The following is a 25,553-nucleotide window of genomic DNA, read 5'->3' on the forward strand; positions in this document are numbered from 1 at the left end:
TAATTATTTCTTCTTAGCCTCTTTCATACGTACTACTTCATCAGAGTAACGTACACCTTTACCTTTATAAGGTTCAGGACGGCGATAAGCACGAATATCTGCTGCAACTTGACCAATTAACTGCTTATCAGCACCTTTTAAAACGATTTCCGTTTGTGAAGGGCATTCTGCAGTAATACCTGCTGGTAAAGTGTGCTCCACAGGGTGAGAGAAACCTAAACTTAATGCAACTGCGTTGCCTTTAATTTGAGCTCTGTAACCAACACCCACTAGTTGTAATTTCTTAGTGAAGCCTTCAGTAACACCGATAACCATTGCATTAACTAATGCACGAGCTGTACCCGATTGAGCATTCGCTTCAACAAAACCTTCACGCGGAGTGAAAGTAAATTGACCATTATCTTGTTTAACTTCAACTGAGTGATGAATTGTGCGAGATAACTCGCCATTTTTTCCTTTTACTGTTAATAGCTGACCGTCGAGTTTAACTTCAACGCCGGCAGGAATATTAACAGGTGCCTTTGCAACACGAGACATTTTCCTACCCCTCTATTAAGCTACGTAACAGATGATCTCACCGCCTAAGCCCGCTTGACGAGCTGCACGGTCAGTCATAACACCTTTAGATGTAGAAATTACAGCAACACCTAAACCACCCATAACTTTCGGTAATTCGTCTTTACGTTTGTAAATACGAAGACCAGGACGGCTTACACGTTGGATGCTTTCTACAACCGGTTTGCCTTGGAAATATTTTAAAGTAATTTCCAATTCAGGTTTTGCACCTTCTAAAACTTTAACGCTTTCGATATAACCTTCAGCAGCTAATACGTTGGCAATTGCCACTTTTAGCTTGGAAGAAGGCATATTGATTGCAACTTTGTTCGCAGCTTGACCGTTACGAATACGGGTCAACATATCTGCGATTGGATCTTGCATACTCATTGTACTTTTTCTCCGATTCCAAAATAAAGTGGTATATTACCAGCTCGCTTTTCTAAGGCCTGGGATCTCGCCGCGCATAGCAGCTTCACGAACCTTAATACGGCTTAAACCAAACTTACGTAAAACGCCGTGAGGACGTCCAGTTTGGCGGCAACGGTTACGTTGACGACTAGGGCTAGAATCACGTGGTAAAGTTTGTAATTTTAACACTGCATTCCAACGATCTTCGTCAGAGGCATTGACATCAGAAATGATTTTCTTTAATTCTGCACGTTTAGCGAAGAATTTTTCAGCCAATTTAACGCGTTTTACATCGCGTGCTTTCATTGATTGTTTTGCCATTATAACCTGCCTTATTTACGGAATGGGAAATTAAAGGCAGCAAGTAGTGCTTGACCTTCTTCATCATTCTTAGCAGTAGTTGTGATAGTGATATCTAAACCACGTACACGATCTACTTTATCGTAATCGATTTCAGGGAAGATGATTTGTTCACGCACACCCATGCTGTAGTTACCACGACCATCAAATGATTTCGCGCTTAAACCGCGGAAGTCACGAATACGTGGAACAGCAATTGTAATTAAACGTTCAAAGAACTCCCACATACGCTCACCGCGTAGTGTTACTTTACAACCGATTGGATATCCCTGACGGATTTTAAAGCCAGCAACAGATTTACGAGCTTTAGTTACTAAAGGTTTTTGACCGCTAATTGCTGCTAAGTCCGCTACTGCGTTGTCTAGCAATTTCTTATCGGTCAATGCTTCACCCACACCCATATTCAGGGTAATCTTTTCGATTCGTGGGACTTGCATGACAGATTTGTAGCCGAATTTATTTTTTAACTCGTTTACTACTTGATCTCTGTAGTAATCATGCAGTTTCGCCATCGCATTACTCCAGTTTGTTAGATAATTTCATTGTTAGATTTGAAGAAACGTACTTTTTTGCCGTCTTCGAATCTAAAACCTACACGGTCAGCTTTGTTTGTTTTTGGATTGAAAATCGCAACATTAGAAGCATCGATAGCCGCTTCTTTTTTCACTAAACCACCAGCTTGTCCTAAAGCAGGAACTGGTTTTTCATGTTTAGTGATGATGTTGATACCTTCAACAAACACTTTACCGTTTGGTAACACTTTAGTTACCTTGCCACGCTTGCCTTTGTCTTTACCGGCAAGTACGATTACTTCATCGTTTTGACGAATTTTTGCAGCCATTTCTCACTTCTCCTTACAGTACTTCTGGTGCCAAAGAAATGATCTTCATGAATTTCTCAGAACGAAGTTCACGAGTCACCGGTCCAAAAATACGAGTACCGATTGGTTGCTCTGTGTTATTGTTTAAAATTACACAAGCGTTACCATCGAAGCGAATGACTGATCCGTCTGGGCGACGAACACCCTTCTTGGTGCGCACAACAACTGCTTTTAATACATCACCTTTTTTAACTTTACCGCGTGGAATTGCTTCTTTCACAGTAACTTTGATGATATCACCAATAGCAGCATAACGACGGTGCGATCCACCTAGAACCTTGATACACATTACGCTGCGAGCACCAGAGTTATCGGCAACATCCAGCATAGTCTGTTCTTGGATCATATTTTATGCTCCGTTAAGTTAATAATACACCCTTGCGGGACGAACCTATCCATGCCTTATAAAGATATATGGCGGATAGGTGGCGGAGTTTATCAAAATCAAGCTATAAACGCAATCAAAATTTTATACTTAAGTTAGCGTATTTAAAGTGCGATCAAATTTTTATGACTTTTTAGCAAGTCTTGGAAAGAAAAAAGCCAACGGCATAACCATTGGCTTTTATTTTTTAATTTGTTAATTAAGCAATAACTGCTTTCTCAACAACACGAACTAAAGTCCAAGATTTGGTTTTAGAGAGAGGACGACATTCGCGAATCTCTACTACATCACCTAATTTGGCTTCGTTGTTCTCATCGTGTACGTGTAATTTAGTTGTACGACGGATAAACTTACCGTATAACGGGTGTTTTACCTTACGTTCAATAGCAACAACGAAAGATTTTTCCATTTTGTCGCTAACAACTTTACCTTGTACGCTACGAATTTTATCAGTCATTACTCACCCGCCTTCTCAGTTAAAATGGTTTTAACGCGTGCGATATCACGACGCACTTGTTTAGCCTGATGGGTTTGTTGAAGCTGACCGGTGGCTGTTTGCATACGCAATTTGAACTGTTCACCTAAAAGGTTCACTAATTCATCATTCAGCTCTTCAACACTTTTTGTACGTAAATCTTGAGCTTTCATTACATCACCGTCTTAGTTACGAAGGTAGTCTTGATTGGCAATTTAGCAGCTGCTAATGCAAATGCTTGTCTTGCGATCTCTTCAGACACACCATCCATTTCATAAAGTACTTTACCCGGTTGGATTAAGGCTACCCAGTACTCAACGTTACCTTTACCTTTACCCATACGGACTTCTAATGGTTTTTCAGTAATTGGTTTATCTGGGAAAACACGGATCCAGATTTTACCTTGACGTTTAACTGCACGTGTCATTGCACGACGAGCCGCTTCAATTTGACGAGCGGTTAAACGACCACGACCAACTGCTTTTAACCCGAATGTACCGAAACTAACTTCAGTACCACCCGCGATACCACGGTTACGGCCTTTGTGAACTTTACGGAATTTTGTACGTTTTGGTTGCAACATTTAGCGTTTCTCCTTACTTACGACCTTTGCCACGTGGAGCCTTTTTAGGCTTGTCGGCAGGTTGTTGTTCTGATTGCGCAACTGCAGCCATTCCACCCAAAATTTCACCTTTGAAGATCCATACTTTAACGCCGATTACGCCGTATGTAGTATGAGCTTCTGCAGTGTTATAATCGATGTCCGCACGAAGAGTATGTAGAGGTACACGACCTTCACGATACCATTCAGAACGTGCGATTTCTGCACCACCTAAACGACCGCTAACTTCAACTTTGATACCTTTAGCACCTAAACGCATTGCGCTTTGTACCGCACGTTTCATAGCACGACGGAACATTACACGACGTTCTAATTGAGAAGCGATGCTGTCTGCAACTAATTTTGCATCTAATTCCGGTTTTTTCACTTCAGCAATGTTGATTTGAGCCGGAACGCCAGCGATTTGAGATACTGCGTTACGTAATTTTTCAACATCTTCACCTTTTTTACCGATAACGATACCAGGGCGAGCTGTGTGAATTGTTACACGAATACTTTTCGCTGGACGCTCAATAGTAATACGTGAAACCGAAGCGTTTGCTAATTCTTTTGTTAAGAATTTGCGTACTTTGAAGTCACCGTCAAGATTGTCGGCGAAATCTTGTGTATTCGCGAACCAAGTAGAGTTCCAAGGTTTTACAATACCTAGGCGAATACCATTTGGATTTACTTTTTGACCCATTGCTATTCCTCTACTTATTAACGATCTGACACAACCACAGTGATGTGGCTAGTACGTTTTAAAATACGATCTGCACGACCTTTAGCACGTGGCATAACACGTTTCATGCTAGGACCTTCGTCAACGAAGATTTTAGCAACTTTAAGATCATCGATATCTGCACCATCATTATGCTCTGCGTTAGCAATAGCAGACTCTAATACTTTTTTCACTAAAGCCGCAGCTTTTTTGTTAGTAAAAGTTAAGATTTCTAATGCTTGCGCAACTTTTTTACCACGAATTAAATCGGCAACTAAGCGAGCTTTTTGGGCAGAAGTGCGAGCGTAACGATGTTTTGCGATAGTTTCCATCTATTTACCTCTTATTTCTTAGCTTTCTTATCTGCCGCGTGACCGCGGTATGTACGAGTCGGTGCAAATTCACCTAATTTATGGCCGATCATTTCATCAGATACATAAACAGGAACGTGCTGACGACCATTATGGACTGCGATGGTCAATCCGATCATTGAAGGAATGATCATTGAACGACGGGACCAAGTTTTGATTGGTTTTTTATCCCCGCTTTCCACCGCCTTCTCTACCTTCTTCAACAAGTGTAGGTCAAGGAAAGGACCTTTCTTGAGAGAACGTGGCATGGCTTATCCTCTTATTAATTTAAATTATTTGCCACGACGACGTACGATATATTTATCAGTACGTTTGTTGTGACGAGTTTTCTTACCTTTAGTTTGAACGCCCCAAGGAGTTACTGGGTGTTTACCAAAGTTACGACCTTCACCACCACCGTGTGGGTGATCTACTGGGTTCATTGCAGTACCACGAACTGTAGGGCGAATGCCTCTCCAGCGGTTAGCACCAGCTTTACCCAATACGCGAAGCATATGTTCTGAGTTACCAACTTCACCGATTGTAGCAACACATTCAGCTAATACTTTACGCATTTCGCCTGAACGTAAACGTAAAGTTACGTAGTTGCCTTCACGAGCGATGATTTGTACATAAGCACCAGCAGAACGAGCGATCTGACCGCCTTTACCTGGTTTTAATTCAACGTTATGTACTGTTGAACCAACTGGGATATTACGCATTGGTAATGAGTTACCCACTTTAATTGGTGAGTTAACGCCAGATTGGATTTGATCGCCAACTGACAAACCTTTAGGTGCTAAGATATAACGGCGTTCACCATCTTTATAAAGCACTAAAGCAATGTTAGCTGAACGGTTTGGATCATATTCTAAACGTTCAACAACCGCTGGGATATCTAACTTGTTACGTTTGAAATCGATTAAACGGTAATGTTGTTTATGACCACCACCGATGTGGCGAGTGGTAATACGACCATAATTGTTACGACCACCAGTTTTAGATTTAGTATCTAGAAGAGGCGCGTAAGGTTTACCCTTGTATAATTCAGGGTTCACGATTTTAACAACGTGACGACGACCAGCGGAGGTCGGCTTACATTTAACGATAGCCATTCTCTAATTTCCTCCGATTACTCTGCACTGTCCACGAAGTCCAAGTTTTGGCCTTCGGCTAAAGTTACATAAGCTTTTTTCCAGTCGCTGCGACGACCCATTTTGTTACCACGGCGTTTAGTTTTACCTTTAACAACCACGGTACGAACTGAGTCAACTTTTACTTCAAATAATTGAGCAACAGCAGCAGCAATTTCAGCTTTGTTCGCATCTAAAGCAACTTTAAGTACAACAGTGTTAGATTTTTCAGCATTGTTAGTTGCTTTTTCAGAGATGTGCGGTGCACGTAGCACGCTTAGCAAACGTTCTTGACTCATGCTAGGATCTCCTCAATTTGTTTCACAGCGTCAACAGTAACAATCACTTTATCGAAAGCGATTAAGCTAACTGGATCGATACCTTGAACATCACGTACATCAACTTTATATAAGTTACGTGCCGCTAAGAATAGATTTTCATCTAAACTTGCTGTGATAATTAACGCATCTTCAACTGCTAAATCTTTTAATTTTTGTACTAATACTTTAGTTTTTGGTGCATCTAATTCGAATTTTTCAACAACAACCAAACGGTCTTGACGAACTAATTCAGAAAGAATGCTTTTGATAGCACCACGGTACATTTTCTTGTTCACTTTTTGGCTGTGATCTTGTGGTTTAGCCGCGAAGGTTGTACCACCAGAACGCCAGATTGGTGATTTGATATCACCAGAACGAGCACGACCTGTACCTTTTTGACGCCAAGGTTTTTTACCTGAACCAGACACTTCAGCACGAGTTTTTTGCGCACGAGTACCTTGACGAGCACCTGCTGCATAAGCAACAACAACTTGGTGAATCAAAGCTTCGTTAAACTCACGTCCGAAGGTAGTTTCAGAAACAGTTAGTGCGTTTGCACCTACAACTTGTAATTCCATCTCTATCTCCTAGACTTATGCTTTAACTGCCGGCTTAACGATAACATCGCCATTGATAGCACCAGGTACAGAACCTTTTACTAATAGCAATTTACGCTCAGCATCTACACGAACAACTTCAAGTGATTGAACGGTTACACGCTCAGCACCTAAATGTCCTGCCATTTTTTTACCTTTAAACACACGACCTGGAGTTTGGTTTTGACCAATAGAACCAAGTACACGATGTGATAAAGAGTTACCGTGTGTAGCATCTTGAGTACGGAAGTTCCAACGTTTAACACCACCTTGGAAACCTTTACCTTTAGAAGTACCAGTAACATCTACTTTTTTAACATCTGCAAAGATGTCAACATTGATTTCTTGACCTAAAGTGAATTCTTCACCTTCAGTACGAAATTCCCATAAACCGCGACCAGCTTCAACACCTGCTTTCACAAAATGGCCTGCTTCAGGTTTAGTTACACGATTCGCTTTTTTAGAACCAGTAGTAACTTGAACTGCAGTATAGCCATCGTTTTCAAGAGTTTTAACTTGAGTTACGCGGTTGGCTTCGATTTCGATAACGGTAACTGGTACAGAAACACCGTCTTCATTGAAGATACGGGTCATACCAACTTTACGACCGACTAAACCAATCATTGTAATAACCTCTTAATTAACCTAGGCTGATCTGCACGTCCACGCCGGCAGCCAAATCTAAACGCATTAATGCATCAACAGTTTTTTCTGTTGGCTCTACGATATCTACTAAACGTTTGTGTGTACGAATTTCGTATTGGTCACGCGCGTCTTTGTTCACGTGTGGAGAAATCAACACGGTGAAACGCTCTTTACGAGTTGGTAAAGGGATTGGACCACGAACTTGTGCACCAGTACGTTTAGCTGTTTCTACGATCTCCGCAGTAGATTGATCGATCAAACGGTGATCGAAAGCTTTTAAGCGGATACGGATTCTTTGGTTCTGCATTAGACCAGAGCTCCAATAAAATTTAGCTAATAAAAAACTAACACCAATCACAATTCTAACTTCAAAATAGAAAAGGAGGTGTAAGTTACCTGTTATATAGTCTCCAAATCGGAAACATTGTTAGTATTACATATCGTAATACTCGTTTAATAAATGATTACATTAAACGGCTTTCAATATCTGAAAGCCCGTGGATATTACACAAAAACACCTAATTATGCAAGCTTTTTGTTCAATTAATTTCCACAAATAAAAAAGTGCGGTCATTTTCTCGAGTATTTTTCACCTGAAAAAATGACCGCACTTTTATAAAATGAAATCTACAGCTTATTATCTAACATTGCAATATGTCTTGTTGCGGCAATCCATGCACCAACATAACCCATAATCAAGCAACTTACTAATAAGAAGATCAGCTCGCCCACACCTAATCCATTGAGCTCAAAGGTGACCGCAAAGATATCCGTCACATATTTCACTGCAGAAGTAAAGTAACCCACAATAAGACTACTAAATACAGCTGCAACAAATCCACCTAGCACTGCATAAATCATACCAGTGTAAAGATAAGGACGAAGAATAAATTGATCCGTTGCACCTAATAGCTTCATCACATCAATACTTGCACGACTGCTATAAACATCGGAACGAATGCTATTTCCGATAACAAGGAATACGGCTATTGTCATTAACACTGTACAGAAAATTGCCACGTGTGCGAAAAGCCACGAAAGTGCGGTCAATTTTTCCATCCAATCATTATCTAGTCGAACTTCTTGCACGCCTTTAATTTTATTTAAATTTGCACGTAACTCAGCTCGTTTTTCTGATTCATTAAACGCTTTAGAGGGTTTCACCATCACCACAGCCGGTAATGGGTTGTCATCTAAAATTTCTAACTCTTCACCAAAACCAGACCAACTTTTAAATTCTTTCAAACTGTCTTGACGAGAAACATAATTTAACGATTCAACACCTTCTTGCTGACGAATTTTTTCCACCACCAAGTTAGCATCTTCTTCACTTAAATTTTTATGTAAATAGATTGTGAGCTCGCTTTCCGGATAAAATTGAGTTGTCGCTAAGTGTAAATTTTTCCATAACAAATAGCTCACCGTTGGAATCGTAAGAGACACGGCAATCACAAGAATTGTTAGTAATGTACCAAATTTACGTTTTACTAAATCGTTCAACACAGAACGCAAAGTATAAGCAGTTTGCACGCCAAAAGAAGCATCAATACGTCTTGTCATTTTTTATCCTTAATAGCGTAAGTAGCCTTGTTCAAGCACAAGACATGGTTTTGGTTTTTGTTGAATTAAATTGATATCGTGTGTCGCAATTAACACCGTCATGCCTAAACGATTAAACTCTTCAAAAAGATTAAAAATCCCTAAGGAAAGTTCATCATCAAGGTTACCTGTGGGCTCATCCGCTAATAAAAGTTGCGGTTTATGCACAATGGCACGCGCGATATCCACGCGTTGTTGCTCCCCACCTGAAATTTGTGGCGGCATATAATTCGCTTTACTACGTAAGCCCACACGATCTAATGCAACCAATGCGCGTGTATGTGCTTCTTTCGGGTTCATGCCAGCAATAATCAATGGCAACGCCACATTTTCTGCTACGCTACGATCCGTTAATAGACGGTAATCTTGGTGAACCATACCGATTTGGCGGCGTAAAAATGGGATTTCATATTTAGACAAACGCGTAATATCATGACCATTAAACCAAATATTACCGGCATTCGCCTTTTCCATTCCCATGATTAATTTAAGCAAGGTACTTTTACCCGCGCCAGAATGCCCAACAAGATAAGTCATACTTCCAACAGGAAGATGAAAATTCAAGCCTTGCAAGGCCGGCTGAGTCGCACCGTGATAAGCTTTAGAGACATTTGAAAATCGAATCACTTTATTATTCCTTTTTATTCTTCATTTTCGTGAACAAACAATGCTTCAATAAATTCTTCTGCATTAAATTCGCGTAAATCTTCAATTTTTTCACCCACACCAATATAACGAATTGGTAAATTAAACTGATCTGCAATGGCGAAAATTACCCCACCTTTTGCTGTTCCGTCTAATTTGGTTAATGTAATACCTGTTAACCCAACCGCCTCATTAAAGAGTTTGGCTTGGCTAATTGCATTCTGCCCTGTACCCGCATCTAAGGTAAGCATAATTTCGTGCGGTGCGGTTTCATCGTATTTTCTCATGACACGAACGATTTTCTTCAATTCATCCATGAGATTATTTTTATTTTGTAAACGACCGGCCGTATCCGCAATTAAAATATCAATATTACGTGCTGCGGCAGATTGCATCGCATCAAAAATCACCGACGCAGAATCTGAACCTGTACTTTGTGCCACAACCGGGATATTGTTACGTTCACCCCATACTTGAAGTTGTTCTACTGCTGCGGCACGGAAAGTATCCCCTGCGGCTAACATGACTGATTTACCTTCATTTTGGAATTTACGAGCCAATTTACCAATTGTGGTTGTTTTACCTACACCGTTTACGCCAACCATCAAAATAACATAAGGCTTTTTAGTCGTATCAATGACCAATGGTTTTGCAACTGGTTTTAGAATTTCTACCATTTCAACTTTAAGTTGTTGGTAAAGCAATTCCGCATCTTGTAACTGTTTACGGCTTGCGTGCTCCGTTAAATTCTTAATGATTTTATTGGTTGTTGGTACACCAATATCCGCAATTAAAAGCTGCTCTTCCAACTCTTCAAATAAATCATCGTCAATCTTTTTACCTAAAAAGAACGCTCGGAAACCTGCACCAATATTTTGTTTAGTTTTGAGTAAGCCTTTGACTAAACGACTAAAAAAGCCACCTTCACTTGGTTTTTCTTGCGTTTCGGTATTAATATCTGAACGGAATTCATCTTTAACATCTTCAACAATTTCAGGCTCAATCTCAGCATCAACTACAGGAAGATCTTCAACGACATTATCTTGCTCAATAATGCTTTCTGTTGGTTCTTCCGCAGAAAGTGCGGTAGAAATTTCTTCTGTTTTTTCTGTCTCTTCAGCCGTTGCCTCAATCACCGGTGTATCTAAAACTGGCTCAATATTGACCGCACTTTCAGGTGAAATCACTTCTTCTACAACAGGTTCAATATGCTCAACAATGGTATTCTCAGCTTTATCCTCTTGCAGCTGTTCCGCTAACTCCTGTAATTCTTCCTGTTCAACTTGTTCTAATTGAACGTTCTCGCTATTGTGAACAATCTCTTCCGTAGGCGAAACATCGGCAGATTCAACAGATGACTCTTCAATAGTTGGCTCAATTTTTTGTTCTTCTTGCTTTTTATTGCGACCAAAAAGAGAGGCCCAAAACCCGCCTTTTTTCTTTTCTTCTGACATAAATTCTTCTCTTAAACACAAATCTTTAAAAAATACTGCCTATTCTAGCAAAAAATCGTCTAAACTAAGCACAATTTTCACTAAAAATCTGTTTCTTTATGAAAAAAATGCAAGTTCAAAATGCCAAAGGCGAAGTTCGAATCATCGCGGGTCTTTGGCGTGGACGAAAATTACCGGTTTTAAATGCGGAAGGCTTGCGCCCTACAGGTGATCGCGTGAAAGAAACCTTATTCAACTGGTTAATGCCTTACATTGTGGATAGCCATTGTCTTGATTGCTTTGCGGGTAGTGGCTCACTTGGCTTTGAGGCTCTTTCTCGACAAGCGAAACAGGTAACGTTTTTAGAGTTGGATAAAACCGTAGCGAATCAATTAAAAAAAAATTTGCAAACGCTGAAAACGACAGCTGAACAAGCCCAAGTGATCAATCAAAATAGTTTAGAATTTTTAAAACAAGCACAAAATCAACCGCACTTTGATGTGGTATTTTTGGATCCACCTTTTCATTTTGGTTTAGCTGAACAAGCAATTACCCTATTAGAGGAAAAGAATTGGCTCTTACCTCATGCATTGATTTATGTGGAAACAGAAAAAGACAAACCGCTAAGCGTGCCTGAAAATTGGCAATTACTAAAAGAAAAAACCACAGGTATGGTGAGTTACCGCCTGTATCAAAAAGATTAGGAAATCATTATGTTAGACATTGTGTTATACGAACCTGAAATTCCACAAAATACGGGAAATATTATTCGTCTTTGTGCCAACACTGGCTTTCGACTTCATTTAATCGAGCCACTTGGCTTTACCTGGGATGATAAAAAATTACGTCGTTCCGGCTTGGATTATCATGAATTTGCTGAAATCAAAAAACATAAAACCTTTGAAGCCTTTTTAGAAAGCGAAAAACCGAAACGTCTTTTTGCACTCACTACTAAAGGCGGCCCTGCGCATAGCGAAGTGCAATTTGAATTAGGGGATTATTTAATGTTTGGCCCTGAAACACGTGGTATTCCAATGTCTATTTTGGATAAAATGCCAATGGAACAAAAAATCCGTATCCCAATGACCGCAAATAGCCGCAGTATGAACTTATCTAACTCGGTAGCTGTTGCAGTTTATGAGGCTTGGCGACAACTTGGTTACGAAGGCGCGGTGAATTTAAATCGATAAAAAACCAGTAAAATAGCTGCTTATTTTATACACAAAAATAAGCAGCTTTCTTTTTGCATTTAATTTGTGATCTTGATCACATATTTATAATTTTAAGATTCCCTTTTTACCAAAACAGCAGTATAAATAAATTACATTTAGAGAGGGATCTCGATGTACCCACTTGATCTATCAAGCTCTAGTCTTTCTTGACTCTTCAAGCAAACCTTCCCCGTTGTCCTAAATAAAGAATTGGCAGTCGAATGATTTGCCCTCCGTTTGTATCCCTAAAATTTAACAACTATTGCAGCAAAATTAGTTTCATCTCACATCAATAAGGAGGTTGGGTGAATGAAGTTAATTTTGAATTGGTCGAAACAGCAGTGGCTAGGCATGGATGCTTACCAAAAAAGTGCGGTCAATTTTGGCCGCACTTCCTATTTCTATTATTTGCAAATCACTAACTTTGTGTTGCTATTTTCTAAATAATCCGCAATTTGTTTTGGCACATCATCCGTGAAAAGATAATCCACGTCTTTGAGCTCCCCTAATCGCACAATGGCTTGTCGAGAAAATTTTGAATGATCAGTCGCTAATAACGTTTGACGTGAGCTTTCTATAATGGCACGTTTCACTTGGACTTCATGATAATCATAGTCCAATAATGAACCGTCAAGGTCAATTGCACTAATACCCAGAATCCCGAAATCTAAACGAAACTGAGAAATAAAATTAACCGTTGCCTCACCAATAATGCCCCCATCCTTACGTAAGGAACCACCTGCCATCGTAATATCAAAGGTTTCATTTTGGCGTAATAGATGAGCTGCATTGATATTATTTGTCACAATGCGTAACCGTTCATGGTTTAACAAGGCGCTAGCTACCGCTTCAGGCGTGGTACCAATATCAATAAATAAGGATGCACCGTTTGGAATACGTTTTGCCACTTCACGAGCAATGGCACTTTTTTGAGAAGGGAAAAATTGTTTACGTTCAATGTAATCAGAGTTTTCTGCGGTAGAAGAAGGAGCGGCACCACCATGATGACGACGAATTAAATCTTGTTCTGCAAGGATATTCAGATCTCGTCTAATGGTCTGTGGGCTGACTTCCAGTTCGATAACCAGCTCTTCTGTACTGGCATACCCTTTTAGCTTCACAAGCTCAATTATTTTCTGATGGCGTAATGATTGCTTCATATAAATGCCTATAAATTTGAATTAGCTAAACAATTTAGCCTTAATTTTACTCTGCAGAAATCCCCAAACCAATCCTAAGATAAAGCCTGAAATGTGAGCAGCGTTTCCTATATTAATACCAAAAAGCGGACTAATAAAGCCAAATACAAGCCCTACCAGTAACATTGTAAAAAAGCCTTCTGGTAAGTCAAAACTATGCGGGTGCAATTTGTCCACCACCAACACATAACCTAACACGGCATAAACCACACCAGATAGCCCGAAAAAGGCGGGACCGGTAAAATAATTCTGTACAGCGCCACTCACTGCAGCTGAGACTAAAACGAATAATAAAAAATGGAGAGAACCAAATCGGCGTTCAATCGCGCCACCGAATAACCAAAACCACGAAAGGTTAAATAAAATATGCGGTACCGACAAATGAACAATAGCATGAGTGAAATAGCGCCATATTTCCTGATCTTCCCAAGAATAAGCCGGATAATGGAATAAATCCATAATTGGCTCTTCAAATCCGATATTCTGCAAGAGATAAATCACCGCGCAAAGTGCGGTCAAAATAAACGTAATTTTTTTCTTTCTTAATAGACGTTTCACCAATTTTCTCTCTTGAATACCATCTGTTTCGCTACCAAATAAAGGCTGCATTTGCTATATTCCTTTTTCATTTAATTTTTGTTCATCATATAAGGTTCATTATGAAAAAACAAACTATGCCGACAGAATTTAGCGGCTTCGCTTGGGGAATCGCGGCATTTTGTTTACCCATTTTACTGTGGCCTATGGCTTCTCTACTTTCCACTGCTTTTGCGAAAAACCCAACATTAAGCGACTTTCAGATCGATCTTTTCTCGATTATCTTTTGGGTGTATCCCTTTGTTTTGGTTTTGATTGCGCGTTTACTTTATAAATTACATCAGCACAAACCTAAACTTGCCGTAAAATTATTGCTACTAAGTGCGGTCATTTTTTACATTGTTTTAGTTTCGGTTTGCTACATTGGCTTTAATGCTTAAGAATATAAAAACAAAATCACAAACAACAAAAAGGGAGCTTTCGCTCCCTTTTAATTTATGTTCCTAATAATCAAAAATATAAAAAATTCCTACCTGCAATCAATTATGCAAAGTATTTTTCTAAATCGTCGCTACCGCCGATGTGTTTACCACCAATGAATACTTGTGGCACAGTTGAACGACCAGAAACTGCACGTACACTCACGATTGTTGCATCGTGACCTAATACGATTTCTTCAAAGCTTAAACCTTTATCGCGTAAAAGTTGTTTTGCTTTCGCACAATATGGGCAACCAGGTTTAGTGAAGATTGAGATTGATTCTTGCACTTGGTAATTTGGTGCAATGTATTTCAACATGGTATCTGCATCTGATACTTTAAATGGATCGCCTGGTTCATTTGGTTCAATAAACATTTTTTCCACTACGCCATTTTTCACGAGCATAGAATAACGCCAAGAACGTTTACCAAAACCTAAATCATCTTTTCCAACTAACATGCCCATACCTTCAGTGAAAGTACCGTTACCATCTGGAATGAATTTTACGTTATGTGCTTCTTCTGCTTCTTTCCACGCATTCATCACAAACGTATCATTTACTGATACTACTAAAATATCATCTACACCATGTTGTTTGAAAACGGGTGCAAGCTCGTTATAACGTGGTAAGTGAGAAGATGAACAAGTTGGCGTGAAAGCACCTGGTAATGAGAATACAACAACTGTTTTGTTATCAAATAATTCAGATGTAGTCACATCAACCCATTGATCACCTTGACGAGTACGAAATGTAACTTGTGGGACTTTTTTTCCTTCCATATTAGACATAATGTGTCTCCTCTGTTAGTTAAATGAATTTGCCTTAAAAACTTGATAGGCATTATAGAAAGTTTTGTGATATAGTTACAATCAATTAATTCTATCCTTTTAATTGACATATTCTATAAAGTGAGAACCCTATGAATATTCGTGATTTAGAATACTTAGTAGCCCTTTCCGAGTTTAAACATTTCCGTCGAGCGGCGGATTCTTGCAATGTTAGCCAACCCACTTTAAGTGGCCAAATCCGCAAACTCGAAGATGAGTTAGGCATTATTTTACTTGAACGTACTAGCCGTAAAGTGCTCTTCACGCAATCAGGTATGTTGCTTGTTGAGCAAGCTCGCACTGTATTACGTGAAGTAAAATTACTTAAAGAGATGGCTAGCAATCAAGGTAAAGAAATGACCGGTCCATTACACATCGGACTCATCCCAACTGTTGGTCCTTATCTACTTCCTTACATTGTACCAACATTAAAAGAAACTTTCCCTGATCTTGAAGTATTTCTTTACGAAGCTCAAACGCATCAATTATTAGAACAATTAGAAACGGGTCGCCTAGATTGTGCAATTGTGGCTCGTGTACCTGAAACTGAAGCCTTTATCGAAGTACCCATTTTTGATGAAAAAATGTTACTGGCAGTTTCAGAACAGCATCCATGGGCGTCAGAAAGCAAAATTGCCATGAATACCTTAAAAGGGCAAGAAATGCTCATGCTAGATGATGGACACTGCTTACGTAATCAAGCACTGGATTATTGTTTTACAGCAGGTGCTAAAGAAGACTCTCACTTCCAAGCGACGAGCCTAGAAACCTTACGCAATATGGTGGCAGCTAATGCAGGTATTACCTTTATGCCAGAACTTGCTGTATTAAATGAAGGTACACGTAAAGGCGTAAAATATATTCCTTGCCATTCACCAGAACCCGCTCGTACTATTGCGCTTGTTTATCGCCCAGGATCGCCATTACGTAATCGTTATGAACGCGTTGCAAATGCGATCAGTGAACAAGTTAAATCAATTTTAGCGAATAAAAAATAATTCATCATAGACTGAGGAAAACCAAATGGCAGGCGTTCGAGCAATTCAAAAAGAAAAAACCCGTCGAGCCTTAATTGACGCAGCGTTCAATCAGTTGAGTGCAGAAAAGAGCTTTTCTAATTTAAGTTTACGTGAAGTTGCACGAGAGGCGGGTATTGCACCAACTTCTTTCTATCGCCACTTTAGCGATATGGATGAGCTCGGATTAGAAATGGTTGATGAGGCTGGCTTAACGCTTCGCCAATTAATGCGCCAAGCGCGTAAACGCATTGATGCCGGCGGCAGTGTCATCCGTGTTTCTGTTGAAACCTTTTTTGAATTTATCACTCACAGCACCAATGTGTTCCGTTTGCTTTTACGTGAAAGTTCGGGAACCTCTCAAGCGTTCCGTACTGCAGCGGCCCGTGAAATCAAACACTTTGTCGATGAATTAGCTGAATACATTGCGAAGAAAAATCACTACTCTCAATATGTCTCTTATGTACAAGCAGAAGGCATGGTAACCATCGTATTCACGGCTGGTTCTAATGCCTTAGATATGACCAAAGCTGAACAAGATTTGTTAAAAGAACGCGTTATCTTACAGCTTCGCATGCTTGCTAAAGGTGGTGACTTCGCAGCGCATAAAGAAAAAATGATGCGAAAATAGACCGCACTTTTCGACTAAAACAAAACACCCGCATCTCTGCGGGTGTTGCTTTATCTCAAGAAGGGAATTATTTACCATCCCAAGCTTTAATTGCATCTAAACGCGCTTTCACTTTGCTGCTTGAATCACCTTTGAAGTAATCTTTCGCTAAACCACCTTCAAAACCGCCGTAGTTCGGGTTAGGTAAAACGATGAATGTTTTACCAAATTTCGCTTTGTTTTGTGCAACGAAATCACGACGTTCTGCATTTTGTTTACCGTAGATCGCATCACCGAAGTCATCGAGGTTATCACCCACATAAACGACGATTTCATAGCCTTGTTTTTCAATTTCTTCAAAACGTGCTGCTTTTGGTGATTTATCTTTTTTCAAGTAAAATGCTGAGTCTTCAACACCATTAAAACCTAAACGTTTCATGTCATCAATCGTACCTGCTTTTTCATTGCTTTCTTTACGATTAGAAACGTAGAACATTTTACCGCCGTGGGTATTTACATAGTTATTGAATTCTACTGCACCTGGTACAACACCTGATTGACGAGCTTCTACCCAACGAGTCCAGTCTTTGCCATCAAATGGTTTGTTGTTTTGAACTTGCCAACCTGCATAAGGGCTGTTATCTAACATGGTTTCATCTAAATCCACCACAACGGCTTTTTTCTTACCTTTTTTCACTTTAGCGTGATCAAATGCCACTTTTGCCGCATTGTATGCTTGGTAAGAAAGGGCTTGGTATTCACCTGATTGTTGAATCCAGTTTAGACCTAATACCGCTTGTTGTTGAAGCTGAGCATCCGCTTCTGCACTTTTATTTTGAGTCGCGCAACCGGTTAAAATAAATGCTGACATCGCTGCAATAGCGGTAAGTTTTAATGTTGTTTTCATTGATTGTTCCTTCTGTTAAAAAGTCATAATGACAGACAAAAGTATAACAAGCCTATTTGGGCAGTGACTATGGGTTTATCAAACTTTATAACTAATTTGTGAGTTAGATCACATTTTTCATTTTAAAGCTATCTAACAAACCCAATGAGATCATTTCAAAATCATCTTATTTTTTAACCGCACTTTTTCATCGCATTTCGCTGTATTTCACGGTAAACTATCCCTAGTTTTCAGAAATAATAGGTAATTTATGCGTCTTTTCATTGGAATTTTAGTGGGTATTCTCGTGCTATTTCAGTACGATCTTTGGTTTGGTAAAAACGGCTATTTTGACTACAAAGATGTCGAAGCTCAAATCAAAGAGAATAAAGCTGAAAATGAAAAGCTCTCACAAAGAAATCAAATGATTTCCGCCGAAATTCAAGGATTAACAAAAGGCTTTGAATCTATTGAAGAGCGTGCGCGCATGAGTCATGATATGGTCAAACCAAACGAAGTGTTCTATCACATCGTCAAAGAGCATAAATAATGAGCCGTGAAATTATCGCCGTCATTCCTGCTGCAGGCGTTGGAAGCCGTATGCAAGCAAATAAGCCTAAACAATATCTGAAAATCCGAGACAAGACGATTCTGGAACATACGCTCTCAGTCATTCTATCCCACCCTGCAATTAATCATGTTATTCTTGCAGTAGGAAAAAATGACCCCTATCTTTTTGAAATAACTTTATTCCCACATCAAAACATCACCCTCGTTGAAGGGGGAGAAACACGCGCTGAATCAGTTCTAAATGGACTCAGCGCAATCAAAAATGACCAAGCTTGGGTATTGGTGCATGATGCGGCTAGACCTTGTTTAACACATCAAGATTTAGATAAATTGCTCCAAATCGATGATGAACAAGGTGCTATTTTGGCCATTCCTGCGGTGGATACAATTAAACGCGCAAATGAACAACAAGATATTATTAAAACAGAAGATCGCTCAGAACTTTGGCTTGCTCAGACGCCTCAATTTTTCCGTTGCGATCTATTAAGAAATGCACTTAAACAGGGGCTTTCTCAAGGCGCCAATATTACAGATGAAGCCTCTGCAATGGAACTTGCTGGATTTCAACCGCACTTAGTCGCAGGACGAAGTGATAATATTAAAGTGACACGTCCAGAAGATTTAGCTTTAGCCGAATTTTATTTAACAAGGAAAACACTATGATACGAATTGGACATGGGTTTGATGTTCATGCCTTTGGTGAAGACCGCCCTTTAATTATTGGTGGCGTTGAAGTGCCTTACCACACTGGGTTTATTGCCCATTCTGATGGTGATGTCGCCTTACATGCCTTAACAGATGCTTTATTAGGTGCAGCAGCATTAGGGGATATTGGTAAACTCTTCCCTGATACCGATATGCAATATAAAAATGCAGATAGCCGTGTTTTATTACGAGAAGCATTCCGCCAAGTACAAGAAAAAGGCTATAAAGTAGGTAATGTGGATGTAACCATTATTGCACAAGCCCCTAAAATGCGTCCTCATATCGATGCAATGCGAGCGAAGATTGCAGAAAATTTACATTGTGATATTGAACAAGTCAACGTGAAAGCAACCACAACAGAAAAACTTGGCTTTACAGGCCGAAGTGAAGGCATTGCTTGCGAGGCTGTCGCATTATTATTAAAAGCTTAAATTTTAGGTAAAAGAAAAGGTTGGTAAAATACCAACCTTTTTTATTTGAATTAAATTCTTATTGTTTTTTTAATAAATCGCGAATTTCAGTAAGTAATTCTTCTTGTGAAGGACCTTTTACTTCTTCTACTGGTTTTTTCACTTTGTTGATACCTTTGATCATCATGAAGATTGCAAATGCAATGATGATGAAATCAAAGACGTTTTGAATAAATACACCGTAGTTTAAGGTTACTGCTGGGGTTTCACCTACAGCTTGAGCTAACGTGATTTTCAAATCTTTGAAATCCACGCCACCTGTTAAAATACCTAATACAGGCATTACTACGTCACCGACAAGTGAACTTACGATTTTACCAAAAGCACCACCGATGATCACACCGACTGCCATATCTACTACGTTGCCGCGCATTGCGAATTCGCGGAATTCTTTAAGAAAGCTCATAAAATTTCCTTTTGTGTTGGTTTAAAAAATTAAAAGAGTGCGTATTATAGGTTTTCAGATTAAAAAGTAAACTGTTATTTAAATAAAAAATGCACTTGGTTGGAATAATTTTTCAATTTCTGACACAGATTTCTTGTCATTAATATAAACAATCACATTATCGCCTTCTTCAATAACAACCTGACGACGAGCAATGATTACTTCATTTTTACGTAAAATTGCCGCAATCATCGCTCCAACTGGCAGCTTAATATCGCCAATTTGTCTTCCAACCACATTGGATGTTGTCGCATCGCCATGTACCACAAGTTCAATGGCTTCCGCGGTACCATGACGCAAAGAGGCCACATTTTTGATATCCCCTTTACGCACATGTCCTAATAAAGCTGAGATTGTTGCTTGTTGTGGTGAAACCGCAATATCAATGGTTCCGCCTTGAATCAAATTGATATACGCCATGCGTTGAATAAGCACCATGGCTTTTTTAGCCCCTAGGCGTTTTGCCAGTAACGCCGACATAATATTGGCTTCATCATCCGCACTTAGAGATAAAAAAACATCAACGCTCTCAATATGCTCTTCAAAAAGTAAATTTTGGTCAGAAGCATCACCATGGAAAACCAGGGTTTTAGAGAGCCTTTCAGCTAAAACTTTCGCTTTTTCTCCATCGCGCTCAATGAGTTTTACTTGATACTTATCTTCTAACTGTTTTGCCACACCTGAGGCAATATTCCCGCTACCAACGATCATGATACGTTTGTAGGTTTTCTCAAGGCGTTGCAACTCACTCATCACCGCTTTAATATGCTCTGTCGCACAAATGAAGGTGATTTCATCTCCCGCCTCAATAATGGTCGAGCCTTGCGGACGAATTAATCTATCATTACGTAAAATCGAAATGATACGGCAATCAATGTGTGGCATATGCTCTTTAAAAGCGGATAACGCATAACCTACTAAAGGACCACCGTAATAAGCTTTTACAACCACAATGCTAATTCGATTATTGGCAAAATGCGCCACTTGTAAGGCACCTGGATAAGCAATTAAACGTGTAATCTCATCCGTAACTAAATTTTCTGGTGAAATCAGATGATCAATTGGTACGTTTTCATCATTAAATAATTTATCTTTCTCACGCAAATATTCCGCATTACGAATACGCGCAATACGTGTTGGGGTGTTGAAAAGGGTATATCCCAACTGGCAAGCAATCATATTAGTTTCATCAGATGCGGTTACCGCAACCATCAAGTCTGCATCTGCTGCCCCAGCATCTCGTAAAATCTTGGGTGAAGAAGGCGAACCTTTAACCACACGTAAATCATGCTTATCTTGCAAATTCTGCAAATGTTGAGATTCATTATCTACCAGTGTGATGTCGTTATCTTCACTCACTAAATTTGCCGCAAGTGTTGTGCCTACTTGCCCTGCACCTAAGATGATTATTTTCATTCTGTTCTCTCCACAACCAAAGGTTGGATGCCAATTTCAGCTGAATTTAGACCGCACTTTAATGCCTCAATACGGCGACAAATCGTCGATGTGACTTGTTCAGCTTCTGCCATTTTTTCTGCGGTAATCGCTGGATCTTGTTTACCAAATAACAGGCCATCGAGTAAACGTTCAGCATGCATACCTTCTCGACAAAAATGCAACACGCCTACATCTTCAAATAATGTTGCCACTTTAGCTGTTTTAGTGGTTGCAATGCCTAAAGCGCCATCTTCACCGCCGAGCTCTCGAAATAATTGATGTGTTGGAAATCCGCCGCAAGCTAAGAAAAAAGCCTTATTAAAAACGATGTTTCCCCCGCAGGTCATGCGCATATATTGCCACGCCTGATCAAAATTAGGGTGTTCCGCATAACGTTGGGCTAAATTTATTGGTTTTAATGCTAATCTTACTACCGAAGTATCTGGCTGAAAATGAAAGGTTGCCGCTACCACTTCTAGTGCTCCAGGTTCGTATGCATCATCCGCATCTAAAAATGCGACAAAATCGACCGCACTCTTAGCAGAGAGCATCGCACCCCAATTTCGAGTCATAGCTACACCACTATTTTTCGGCATTTGCTCGACAGAGATTCTGTCTGGATATTGTTCTGCAAGCTGTAAGGCTAATTCAAATGTATTATCTGTCGATGCATCATCAATCAGCCAAAGGTTACCAAGATTATTTTGCTGCAACACAGACTCTACTGCACGAACAAGCGTTTTTTCCGCGTTATAGCAAGGAATGACGACATCAATTAAAGGCAAATTCATTTAAGCTGACCGTTTTCTCAATTTTGCATAATAGAACCCATCCCCGCCATTCTCTTGTGGTAAGAATTGGATTCCAATCGTATTTTCCGTTTGTTCAAGCGGCAATGGCATTAATTCTGCATCGGGTGTTTCAGCTAAAAAATGCTGTATTTGCTGACTATTCTCATCGGGAAGCACTGAGCAGGTCGCGTAAAGCAAAATGCCATTAGGTTTCAATTTTGCCCAAAGCGCTTTTAGAATTTGTCCTTGCAAGGCAACCAATTGAGCAATATCCGTTTCTTGACGTAACCATTTAATATCTGGATGACGACGAATCACGCCCGTTGCTGAGCAAGGTGCATCTAATAAAATACGATCAAAGGATGCACCACTTAAACCTATTTCTGAGAGCCACTTTTCTGGCTCTGTCGCATCACCACAAACAACTGTCGCCTGCTGATTCAAACGGGTAAGATTTTCTTCGACACGTTTTAATCGATGAGCCTCCACATCAAGCGCTATTACCTTCGCTTTCGGCGCCATCTCTAAAATATGTGTAGTTTTCCCACCTGGCGCCGCGCAAGCATCTAAAATTAATTCATCATTTTGTGACTCAAGCAATAAAGCGGACCATTGGGCATTGAGATCCTGGACTGTTACTGCGCCTTGTTCAAAATTTGGTAATTTCGAGACAGAAAGCGGTTGAGCTAAACGTAAAGCATGTGGATTGTCACATTCAAATGCTGCTATTTCTTGCTCTTCTAGCAAAGTGCGGTAAGTTTTCGTGTTATTTTGCTGTTGATTGACCCGTAACCACATTGGTGGCTTTTGGTTATTCGCCTCAATAATTTCACGCCAATTCGGATAAGCTTTTTTGAGTTTATTCACAAACCATTCAGGATGAAGCGTTTGCCAATGTTTATCTACTACAGCAAGAATATCTTCTTGTTCCCGTAAGAAGCGACGCAGTACACCATTAACCAAACCACGGAAACTATCCGATTTCAATGATTTTGTGGCATTCACCACTTCATCCACAGCCGCATGAGCGGGCACTCGCATATAAAGTAATTGGTACAATCCCACCAATAGTAGGCAGTGCACTATGCGGGTTTTACCCTTCAATGGTTTATCTAATAGTTTTTTTATAATATTTTCTAAACGAGGCAATACGCGACAAATACCAAAGGTAATTTCCTGTAATAAAGGAAAATCCTGTGGTTTTACCTGTGATTGCACTTCAGGAAGCAACGTTGATAAGGACTTACCTTGATCTAAAACCTGTAAAATCACTTGAGCAGCAATAGCGCGTACCGAAAGTGCGGTCGATTTTTCCGTTTTTTTTCGTTGAAATACCATTAGTTTAGAACCTTACCTACCTGGAACCAATCTGCTCGACCATTGAGGAAGTCTTGCACAGACATAGGTTTCTTGCCTGCAGGCTGAAGTTGCAATAAATTTAAAACGCCTTCTTTCGTGGCAATTTGGATACCTTTTTTATCGACACTTAAAATCGTCCCAGCTGGTTTATCTACATGTGGCAACACGGTAGCAGCATAAACTTTTAAGGTTTGTTCATTACCTTGCTCATCGGTTAATTGTAGGAAACTAATCGGCCAAGGATTAAACGCACGAATATTGCGTTCAAGCTGGACTGCCGATAGCGACCAATCTAATTTAGCCTCTTCTTTGGAAAGTTTTTCTGCATAGTTACTTTGGCTATCATCTTGTTTTTCTGCAATGAATTTCCCTTCTTCCAAATGATCCAAAACATCAATCAATGCAGCTGGCGCAATTTCAGCTAATTTATGGTAAAGCGAAGCAGAAGTTTCTTGCGCATCAATATCGCAATACACTTTGTGTAACATATCGCCAGTATCTAAGCCTGCATCCATCTGCATAATTGTCACACCTGTTTGTTGATCACCCGCCCAAATAGATCGCTGAATAGGTGCTGCGCCACGCCAACATGGTAAGAGAGAGCCATGCACATTTAAACAACCTAAACGAGGCATATCTAACACTGCTTGAGGTAAAATTAAACCATAAGCGACAACAACCATTACATCAGCATTTAACGCTTTAAGCTCTGCTTGTGCTTCTTCTTTACGCAAGGATTTTGGTTGATAAACAGGAATTTGATGCTGTTCTGCTAATTGTTTTACAGGACTCGCCTGCAATTTTTTACCACGGCCAGCCGGTTTATCTGGCTGCGTATAAACAGCAATAATATTGTGATGAGAATTTAAAAGTGCAGCAAGATGCTGTGCTGCGAAGTCCGGTGTACCGGCAAAGATGATATTCAATGGTTTCATAATGTTCTACGTTATGGCGTTGATAGGAAAAGTGCGGTCATTTATACCGCACTTTTGATTATTGTTTTGCAATTTGCTTTTTGTATTTCACTAATTTTTCTTTGATACGTTGACGTTTCAACGATGAAAGATAATCCACAAATAAAATACCGTTCAAATGATCGATCTCATGCTGAATACAGATTGCTAATAAACCATCTGCATCAAGCGTAAATTCTTTTCCATGACGATCTAACGCTTTTACCGTGACTTTTTCTTTACGAGGCACTAAAGCACGGAATCCAGGAATAGATAAACAACCTTCTTCAATGCCTGTTTCACCTTCAGAAGCCAAAATTTCTGGATTGATCAACACTAATTGATTTTGTTTGTCGCCTTCAATATCAATCGTAATAATACGCTGCAAGATATCTACCTGTGGAGCAGCAAGACCAATGCCTTCTTCTTGGTACATCGTATCAAACATATCATCTACAATTTTACGAATGTCATCATTGACTTCTGCAACTGGCTCACAAACAATCTTTAGGTGATCATCTGGATAAATTAATACATTAAGTGCGGTCATATTTTCTCTTGTTTTATAAAAATTACAGCGGTGATTGTATCATATAATCAACGCTTTGCTAAAATATTGAAAACTCCATAAACAAAAACCCCAAGCCATTCAGCTCGGGGTTCACATTCAGTACCTGGCGGTGTCCTACTCTCACATGGGGAAGCCCCACACTACCATCGGCGCATCGGCGTTTCACTTCTGAGTTCGGTATGGGGTCAGGTGGGACCACCGCTCTATCGCCGCCAGGATTATTCCTTTAATAACTTTTCTCTCTCTTTCTGCTCCGCTATCTCTAGCGCTCACAACCAAACAAGCTGATAACCTTCAATACTTTCTTCTTCTCTGAGTTTGTTTCGTCTTCTCAACACCCAAAACCCTTGAGCGTTGTATAGTTAAGCCTCTCGGG

Annotated in this window: 38 protein-coding genes and 1 rRNA gene; 8 read left to right on the forward strand and 31 right to left on the reverse strand. The window is 39.8% G+C overall.

Annotated features, from left to right (window positions below):
• Positions 1-3: 3 nt before the first annotated feature.
• From rplF to ftsY, 20 genes are all read right to left on the reverse strand, one after another.
• A complete protein-coding gene (rplF, locus tag AC979_RS04745; RefSeq protein WP_005695095.1) occupies positions 4-537 on the reverse strand; it encodes a 50S ribosomal protein L6 in 534 nt (177 codons plus the stop codon).
• A gap of 15 nt (positions 538-552) precedes the next feature.
• Complete coding sequence (gene rpsH / locus AC979_RS04750) at positions 553-945, reverse strand: 30S ribosomal protein S8 (protein WP_005625877.1); 393 nt, start codon at positions 943-945, stop codon at positions 553-555.
• 36 nt (positions 946-981) lie between these two features.
• Entirely contained in the window at positions 982-1,287 is a 306-nt protein-coding gene (rpsN, locus tag AC979_RS04755) for a 30S ribosomal protein S14 (RefSeq protein WP_005695094.1), read from the reverse strand.
• A gap of 11 nt (positions 1,288-1,298) precedes the next feature.
• Positions 1,299-1,838, reverse strand: a complete 540-nt coding sequence (gene rplE, locus AC979_RS04760; protein WP_005695093.1) for a 50S ribosomal protein L5 — start codon at positions 1,836-1,838, stop codon at positions 1,299-1,301.
• Between the two features lie 17 nt (positions 1,839-1,855).
• A complete protein-coding gene (gene rplX / locus AC979_RS04765) occupies positions 1,856-2,167 on the reverse strand; it encodes a 50S ribosomal protein L24 (RefSeq protein WP_005695092.1) in 312 nt (103 codons plus the stop codon).
• Positions 2,168-2,180: 13 nt separating this feature from the next.
• Positions 2,181-2,552 carry a 50S ribosomal protein L14 gene (gene rplN / locus AC979_RS04770; protein WP_005619403.1) on the reverse strand — a complete coding sequence of 124 codons (372 nt, stop codon included), beginning with the start codon at positions 2,550-2,552 and terminating at the stop codon, positions 2,181-2,183.
• Positions 2,553-2,790: 238 nt separating this feature from the next.
• Entirely contained in the window at positions 2,791-3,048 is a 258-nt protein-coding gene (gene rpsQ, locus AC979_RS04775; protein ID WP_005695091.1) for a 30S ribosomal protein S17, read from the reverse strand.
• Entirely contained in the window at positions 3,048-3,239 is a 192-nt protein-coding gene (gene rpmC, locus AC979_RS04780; protein ID WP_014064571.1) for a 50S ribosomal protein L29, read from the reverse strand. Before rpmC ends, rpsQ begins: the two co-directional genes overlap by 1 nt.
• Positions 3,239-3,649, reverse strand: a complete 411-nt coding sequence (gene rplP / locus AC979_RS04785; protein ID WP_005695088.1) for a 50S ribosomal protein L16 — start codon at positions 3,647-3,649, stop codon at positions 3,239-3,241. Before rplP ends, rpmC begins: the two co-directional genes overlap by 1 nt.
• A 13-nt stretch (positions 3,650-3,662) precedes the next feature.
• Positions 3,663-4,370, reverse strand: coding sequence for a 30S ribosomal protein S3 (gene rpsC, locus AC979_RS04790; protein ID WP_005640982.1), 708 nt, complete (start codon positions 4,368-4,370; stop codon positions 3,663-3,665).
• A gap of 17 nt (positions 4,371-4,387) precedes the next feature.
• Entirely contained in the window at positions 4,388-4,720 is a 333-nt protein-coding gene (rplV, locus tag AC979_RS04795) for a 50S ribosomal protein L22 (RefSeq protein WP_005625897.1), read from the reverse strand.
• A gap of 11 nt (positions 4,721-4,731) precedes the next feature.
• Positions 4,732-5,007, reverse strand: coding sequence for a 30S ribosomal protein S19 (gene rpsS, locus AC979_RS04800; RefSeq protein ID WP_005539416.1), 276 nt, complete (start codon positions 5,005-5,007; stop codon positions 4,732-4,734).
• 24 nt (positions 5,008-5,031) lie between these two features.
• Complete coding sequence (gene rplB / locus AC979_RS04805; protein ID WP_005640979.1) at positions 5,032-5,853, reverse strand: 50S ribosomal protein L2; 822 nt, start codon at positions 5,851-5,853, stop codon at positions 5,032-5,034.
• A 17-nt stretch (positions 5,854-5,870) separates the two neighbouring features.
• Positions 5,871-6,170: a 50S ribosomal protein L23 gene (rplW, locus tag AC979_RS04810; protein WP_005632756.1), complete on the reverse strand. Its 300-nt coding sequence runs from the start codon at positions 6,168-6,170 to the stop codon at positions 5,871-5,873.
• The gene (rplD, locus tag AC979_RS04815; protein WP_005695085.1) at positions 6,167-6,769 is read right to left on the reverse strand and encodes a 50S ribosomal protein L4; all 603 of its coding nucleotides are present in this window, start codon (positions 6,767-6,769) and stop codon (positions 6,167-6,169) included. Before rplD ends, rplW begins: the two co-directional genes overlap by 4 nt.
• Positions 6,770-6,784: 15 nt before the next feature.
• A complete protein-coding gene (rplC, locus tag AC979_RS04820; protein WP_005632753.1) occupies positions 6,785-7,411 on the reverse strand; it encodes a 50S ribosomal protein L3 in 627 nt (208 codons plus the stop codon).
• A 16-nt stretch (positions 7,412-7,427) separates the two neighbouring features.
• Positions 7,428-7,739: a 30S ribosomal protein S10 gene (gene rpsJ, locus AC979_RS04825; protein ID WP_001181005.1), complete on the reverse strand. Its 312-nt coding sequence runs from the start codon at positions 7,737-7,739 to the stop codon at positions 7,428-7,430.
• Positions 7,740-8,059: 320 nt separating this feature from the next.
• Complete coding sequence (gene ftsX, locus AC979_RS04830; RefSeq protein WP_005698904.1) at positions 8,060-8,992, reverse strand: permease-like cell division protein FtsX; 933 nt, start codon at positions 8,990-8,992, stop codon at positions 8,060-8,062.
• Between the two features lie 9 nt (positions 8,993-9,001).
• On the reverse strand, positions 9,002-9,658 hold the full coding sequence (ftsE, locus tag AC979_RS04835; RefSeq protein WP_049364690.1) for a cell division ATP-binding protein FtsE: 657 nt from the start codon (positions 9,656-9,658) through the stop codon (positions 9,002-9,004).
• Positions 9,659-9,672: 14 nt separating this feature from the next.
• Positions 9,673-11,130 carry a signal recognition particle-docking protein FtsY gene (ftsY, locus tag AC979_RS04840; protein ID WP_049373090.1) on the reverse strand — a complete coding sequence of 486 codons (1,458 nt, stop codon included), beginning with the start codon at positions 11,128-11,130 and terminating at the stop codon, positions 9,673-9,675.
• Positions 11,131-11,228: 98 nt separating this feature from the next.
• Here ftsY and rsmD point away from each other — a divergent pair, with 98 nt between their 5' ends.
• Together rsmD and trmL are read left to right on the forward strand one after the other, a co-directional pair.
• A complete protein-coding gene (gene rsmD / locus AC979_RS04845) occupies positions 11,229-11,813 on the forward strand; it encodes a 16S rRNA (guanine(966)-N(2))-methyltransferase RsmD (protein WP_049373092.1) in 585 nt (194 codons plus the stop codon).
• 9 nt (positions 11,814-11,822) lie between these two features.
• Positions 11,823-12,299 carry a tRNA (uridine(34)/cytosine(34)/5-carboxymethylaminomethyluridine(34)-2'-O)-methyltransferase TrmL gene (gene trmL / locus AC979_RS04850; RefSeq protein ID WP_005695079.1) on the forward strand — a complete coding sequence of 159 codons (477 nt, stop codon included), beginning with the start codon at positions 11,823-11,825 and terminating at the stop codon, positions 12,297-12,299.
• 425 nt (positions 12,300-12,724) lie between these two features.
• Here the strand turns inward: trmL and AC979_RS04855 are convergent, their stop codons facing one another.
• Together AC979_RS04855 and AC979_RS04860 are read right to left on the reverse strand one after the other, a co-directional pair.
• Positions 12,725-13,480 (reverse strand): DeoR/GlpR family transcriptional regulator, encoded by a 756-nt coding sequence (locus tag AC979_RS04855; protein ID WP_049373094.1) that lies wholly within the window; start codon positions 13,478-13,480, stop codon positions 12,725-12,727.
• Positions 13,481-13,501: 21 nt separating this feature from the next.
• Complete coding sequence (locus tag AC979_RS04860) at positions 13,502-14,128, reverse strand: rhomboid family intramembrane serine protease (RefSeq protein WP_049373096.1); 627 nt, start codon at positions 14,126-14,128, stop codon at positions 13,502-13,504.
• Between the two features lie 50 nt (positions 14,129-14,178).
• Here AC979_RS04860 and AC979_RS04865 point away from each other — a divergent pair, with 50 nt between their 5' ends.
• On the forward strand, positions 14,179-14,496 hold the full coding sequence (locus AC979_RS04865) for a DUF5389 domain-containing protein (RefSeq protein ID WP_049373097.1): 318 nt from the start codon (positions 14,179-14,181) through the stop codon (positions 14,494-14,496).
• A gap of 103 nt (positions 14,497-14,599) precedes the next feature.
• Here AC979_RS04865 and pgdx read toward each other — a convergent pair whose 3' ends face one another.
• The gene (pgdx, locus tag AC979_RS04870; protein WP_049364685.1) at positions 14,600-15,325 is read right to left on the reverse strand and encodes a hybrid peroxiredoxin PGdx; all 726 of its coding nucleotides are present in this window, start codon (positions 15,323-15,325) and stop codon (positions 14,600-14,602) included.
• 131 nt (positions 15,326-15,456) lie between these two features.
• On the opposite strand from pgdx, the gene oxyR reads away from it, so the two are divergent.
• Positions 15,457-16,362: a DNA-binding transcriptional regulator OxyR gene (oxyR, locus tag AC979_RS04875; RefSeq protein ID WP_049373098.1), complete on the forward strand. Its 906-nt coding sequence runs from the start codon at positions 15,457-15,459 to the stop codon at positions 16,360-16,362.
• Between the two features lie 25 nt (positions 16,363-16,387).
• Positions 16,388-17,011, forward strand: a complete 624-nt coding sequence (fabR, locus tag AC979_RS04880; RefSeq protein WP_014064558.1) for an HTH-type transcriptional repressor FabR — start codon at positions 16,388-16,390, stop codon at positions 17,009-17,011.
• A gap of 67 nt (positions 17,012-17,078) precedes the next feature.
• Here the strand turns inward: fabR and AC979_RS04885 are convergent, their stop codons facing one another.
• Entirely contained in the window at positions 17,079-17,897 is an 819-nt protein-coding gene (locus AC979_RS04885; protein WP_049368061.1) for a 5'-nucleotidase, lipoprotein e(P4) family, read from the reverse strand.
• A gap of 250 nt (positions 17,898-18,147) precedes the next feature.
• Between AC979_RS04885 and ftsB the strand changes: the two genes are divergently transcribed.
• Genes ftsB through ispF form a run of 3 tightly spaced genes read left to right on the forward strand, consistent with a single transcriptional unit; the run spans position 18,148 to position 19,582 of the window.
• A complete protein-coding gene (gene ftsB, locus AC979_RS04890) occupies positions 18,148-18,426 on the forward strand; it encodes a cell division protein FtsB (RefSeq protein WP_014064556.1) in 279 nt (92 codons plus the stop codon).
• Positions 18,426-19,109 (forward strand): 2-C-methyl-D-erythritol 4-phosphate cytidylyltransferase, encoded by a 684-nt coding sequence (ispD, locus tag AC979_RS04895; protein ID WP_049373100.1) that lies wholly within the window; start codon positions 18,426-18,428, stop codon positions 19,107-19,109. The genes ftsB and ispD overlap by 1 nt, the downstream gene beginning before the upstream one ends.
• Positions 19,106-19,582 (forward strand): 2-C-methyl-D-erythritol 2,4-cyclodiphosphate synthase, encoded by a 477-nt coding sequence (ispF, locus tag AC979_RS04900; RefSeq protein ID WP_049373101.1) that lies wholly within the window; start codon positions 19,106-19,108, stop codon positions 19,580-19,582. Before ispD ends, ispF begins: the two co-directional genes overlap by 4 nt.
• A 58-nt stretch (positions 19,583-19,640) precedes the next feature.
• Here the strand turns inward: ispF and mscL are convergent, their stop codons facing one another.
• The 7 genes from mscL to rrf all read right to left on the reverse strand — a co-directional run bounded on the left by mscL (position 19,641) and on the right by rrf (position 25,394).
• Positions 19,641-20,027, reverse strand: a complete 387-nt coding sequence (mscL, locus tag AC979_RS04905; RefSeq protein ID WP_049364681.1) for a large-conductance mechanosensitive channel protein MscL — start codon at positions 20,025-20,027, stop codon at positions 19,641-19,643.
• 78 nt (positions 20,028-20,105) lie between these two features.
• Positions 20,106-21,482: a Trk system potassium transporter TrkA gene (trkA, locus tag AC979_RS04910; protein ID WP_049373103.1), complete on the reverse strand. Its 1,377-nt coding sequence runs from the start codon at positions 21,480-21,482 to the stop codon at positions 20,106-20,108.
• The gene (locus AC979_RS04915) at positions 21,479-22,294 is read right to left on the reverse strand and encodes a glycosyltransferase family A protein (RefSeq protein ID WP_049373105.1); all 816 of its coding nucleotides are present in this window, start codon (positions 22,292-22,294) and stop codon (positions 21,479-21,481) included. Before AC979_RS04915 ends, trkA begins: the two co-directional genes overlap by 4 nt.
• A complete protein-coding gene (gene rsmB, locus AC979_RS04920) occupies positions 22,295-23,632 on the reverse strand; it encodes a 16S rRNA (cytosine(967)-C(5))-methyltransferase RsmB (protein WP_049373106.1) in 1,338 nt (445 codons plus the stop codon). It abuts the gene before it with no gap.
• Positions 23,632-24,588, reverse strand: a complete 957-nt coding sequence (gene fmt, locus AC979_RS04925; RefSeq protein WP_049373108.1) for a methionyl-tRNA formyltransferase — start codon at positions 24,586-24,588, stop codon at positions 23,632-23,634. Before fmt ends, rsmB begins: the two co-directional genes overlap by 1 nt.
• 58 nt (positions 24,589-24,646) lie before the next feature.
• The gene (def, locus tag AC979_RS04930) at positions 24,647-25,156 is read right to left on the reverse strand and encodes a peptide deformylase (RefSeq protein ID WP_049373110.1); all 510 of its coding nucleotides are present in this window, start codon (positions 25,154-25,156) and stop codon (positions 24,647-24,649) included.
• A gap of 122 nt (positions 25,157-25,278) precedes the next feature.
• A 5S ribosomal RNA gene (gene rrf, locus AC979_RS04935) occupies positions 25,279-25,394 on the reverse strand.
• Between the last annotated feature and the right edge of the window lie 159 nt (positions 25,395-25,553).

The organism is Parahaemophilus parainfluenzae (genome assembly GCF_001053575.1).
Lineage (GTDB): Bacteria > Pseudomonadota > Gammaproteobacteria > Enterobacterales > Pasteurellaceae > Haemophilus_D > Haemophilus_D parainfluenzae_S.

Bases quoted from the DNA above. Each gene is read 5' to 3' on its own strand.
- rplF (WP_005695095.1), bottom strand. From the start codon at position 537: ATGTCTCGTGTTGCAAAGGCACCTGTTAATATTCCTGCCGGCGTTGAA.
- rpsH (WP_005625877.1), bottom strand. From the start codon at position 945: ATGAGTATGCAAGATCCAATCGCAGATATGTTGACCCGTATTCGTAAC.
- rpsN (WP_005695094.1), bottom strand. From the start codon at position 1,287: ATGGCAAAACAATCAATGAAAGCACGCGATGTAAAACGCGTTAAATTG.
- rplE (WP_005695093.1), bottom strand. From the start codon at position 1,838: ATGGCGAAACTGCATGATTACTACAGAGATCAAGTAGTAAACGAGTTA.
- rplX (WP_005695092.1), bottom strand. From the start codon at position 2,167: ATGGCTGCAAAAATTCGTCAAAACGATGAAGTAATCGTACTTGCCGGT.
- rplN (WP_005619403.1), bottom strand. From the start codon at position 2,552: ATGATCCAAGAACAGACTATGCTGGATGTTGCCGATAACTCTGGTGCT.
- rpsQ (WP_005695091.1), bottom strand. From the start codon at position 3,048: ATGACTGATAAAATTCGTAGCGTACAAGGTAAAGTTGTTAGCGACAAA.
- rpmC (WP_014064571.1), bottom strand. From the start codon at position 3,239: ATGAAAGCTCAAGATTTACGTACAAAAAGTGTTGAAGAGCTGAATGAT.
- rplP (WP_005695088.1), bottom strand. From the start codon at position 3,649: ATGTTGCAACCAAAACGTACAAAATTCCGTAAAGTTCACAAAGGCCGT.
- rpsC (WP_005640982.1), bottom strand. From the start codon at position 4,370: ATGGGTCAAAAAGTAAATCCAAATGGTATTCGCCTAGGTATTGTAAAA.
- rplV (WP_005625897.1), bottom strand. From the start codon at position 4,720: ATGGAAACTATCGCAAAACATCGTTACGCTCGCACTTCTGCCCAAAAA.
- rpsS (WP_005539416.1), bottom strand. From the start codon at position 5,007: ATGCCACGTTCTCTCAAGAAAGGTCCTTTCCTTGACCTACACTTGTTG.
- rplB (WP_005640979.1), bottom strand. From the start codon at position 5,853: ATGGCTATCGTTAAATGTAAGCCGACCTCCGCTGGTCGTCGTCACGTT.
- rplW (WP_005632756.1), bottom strand. From the start codon at position 6,170: ATGAGTCAAGAACGTTTGCTAAGCGTGCTACGTGCACCGCACATCTCT.
- rplD (WP_005695085.1), bottom strand. From the start codon at position 6,769: ATGGAATTACAAGTTGTAGGTGCAAACGCACTAACTGTTTCTGAAACT.
- rplC (WP_005632753.1), bottom strand. From the start codon at position 7,411: ATGATTGGTTTAGTCGGTCGTAAAGTTGGTATGACCCGTATCTTCAAT.
- rpsJ (WP_001181005.1), bottom strand. From the start codon at position 7,739: ATGCAGAACCAAAGAATCCGTATCCGCTTAAAAGCTTTCGATCACCGT.
- ftsX (WP_005698904.1), bottom strand. From the start codon at position 8,992: ATGACAAGACGTATTGATGCTTCTTTTGGCGTGCAAACTGCTTATACT.
- ftsY (WP_049373090.1), bottom strand. From the start codon at position 11,130: ATGTCAGAAGAAAAGAAAAAAGGCGGGTTTTGGGCCTCTCTTTTTGGT.
- rsmD (WP_049373092.1), top strand. From the start codon at position 11,229: ATGAAAAAAATGCAAGTTCAAAATGCCAAAGGCGAAGTTCGAATCATC.
- trmL (WP_005695079.1), top strand. From the start codon at position 11,823: ATGTTAGACATTGTGTTATACGAACCTGAAATTCCACAAAATACGGGA.
- AC979_RS04855 (WP_049373094.1), bottom strand. From the start codon at position 13,480: ATGAAGCAATCATTACGCCATCAGAAAATAATTGAGCTTGTGAAGCTA.
- AC979_RS04860 (WP_049373096.1), bottom strand. From the start codon at position 14,128: ATGCAGCCTTTATTTGGTAGCGAAACAGATGGTATTCAAGAGAGAAAA.
- AC979_RS04865 (WP_049373097.1), top strand. From the start codon at position 14,179: ATGAAAAAACAAACTATGCCGACAGAATTTAGCGGCTTCGCTTGGGGA.
- pgdx (WP_049364685.1), bottom strand. From the start codon at position 15,325: ATGTCTAATATGGAAGGAAAAAAAGTCCCACAAGTTACATTTCGTACT.
- oxyR (WP_049373098.1), top strand. From the start codon at position 15,457: ATGAATATTCGTGATTTAGAATACTTAGTAGCCCTTTCCGAGTTTAAA.
- fabR (WP_014064558.1), top strand. From the start codon at position 16,388: ATGGCAGGCGTTCGAGCAATTCAAAAAGAAAAAACCCGTCGAGCCTTA.
- AC979_RS04885 (WP_049368061.1), bottom strand. From the start codon at position 17,897: ATGAAAACAACATTAAAACTTACCGCTATTGCAGCGATGTCAGCATTT.
- ftsB (WP_014064556.1), top strand. From the start codon at position 18,148: ATGCGTCTTTTCATTGGAATTTTAGTGGGTATTCTCGTGCTATTTCAG.
- ispD (WP_049373100.1), top strand. From the start codon at position 18,426: ATGAGCCGTGAAATTATCGCCGTCATTCCTGCTGCAGGCGTTGGAAGC.
- ispF (WP_049373101.1), top strand. From the start codon at position 19,106: ATGATACGAATTGGACATGGGTTTGATGTTCATGCCTTTGGTGAAGAC.
- mscL (WP_049364681.1), bottom strand. From the start codon at position 20,027: ATGAGCTTTCTTAAAGAATTCCGCGAATTCGCAATGCGCGGCAACGTA.
- trkA (WP_049373103.1), bottom strand. From the start codon at position 21,482: ATGAAAATAATCATCTTAGGTGCAGGGCAAGTAGGCACAACACTTGCG.
- AC979_RS04915 (WP_049373105.1), bottom strand. From the start codon at position 22,294: ATGAATTTGCCTTTAATTGATGTCGTCATTCCTTGCTATAACGCGGAA.
- rsmB (WP_049373106.1), bottom strand. From the start codon at position 23,632: ATGGTATTTCAACGAAAAAAAACGGAAAAATCGACCGCACTTTCGGTA.
- fmt (WP_049373108.1), bottom strand. From the start codon at position 24,588: ATGAAACCATTGAATATCATCTTTGCCGGTACACCGGACTTCGCAGCA.
- def (WP_049373110.1), bottom strand. From the start codon at position 25,156: ATGACCGCACTTAATGTATTAATTTATCCAGATGATCACCTAAAGATT.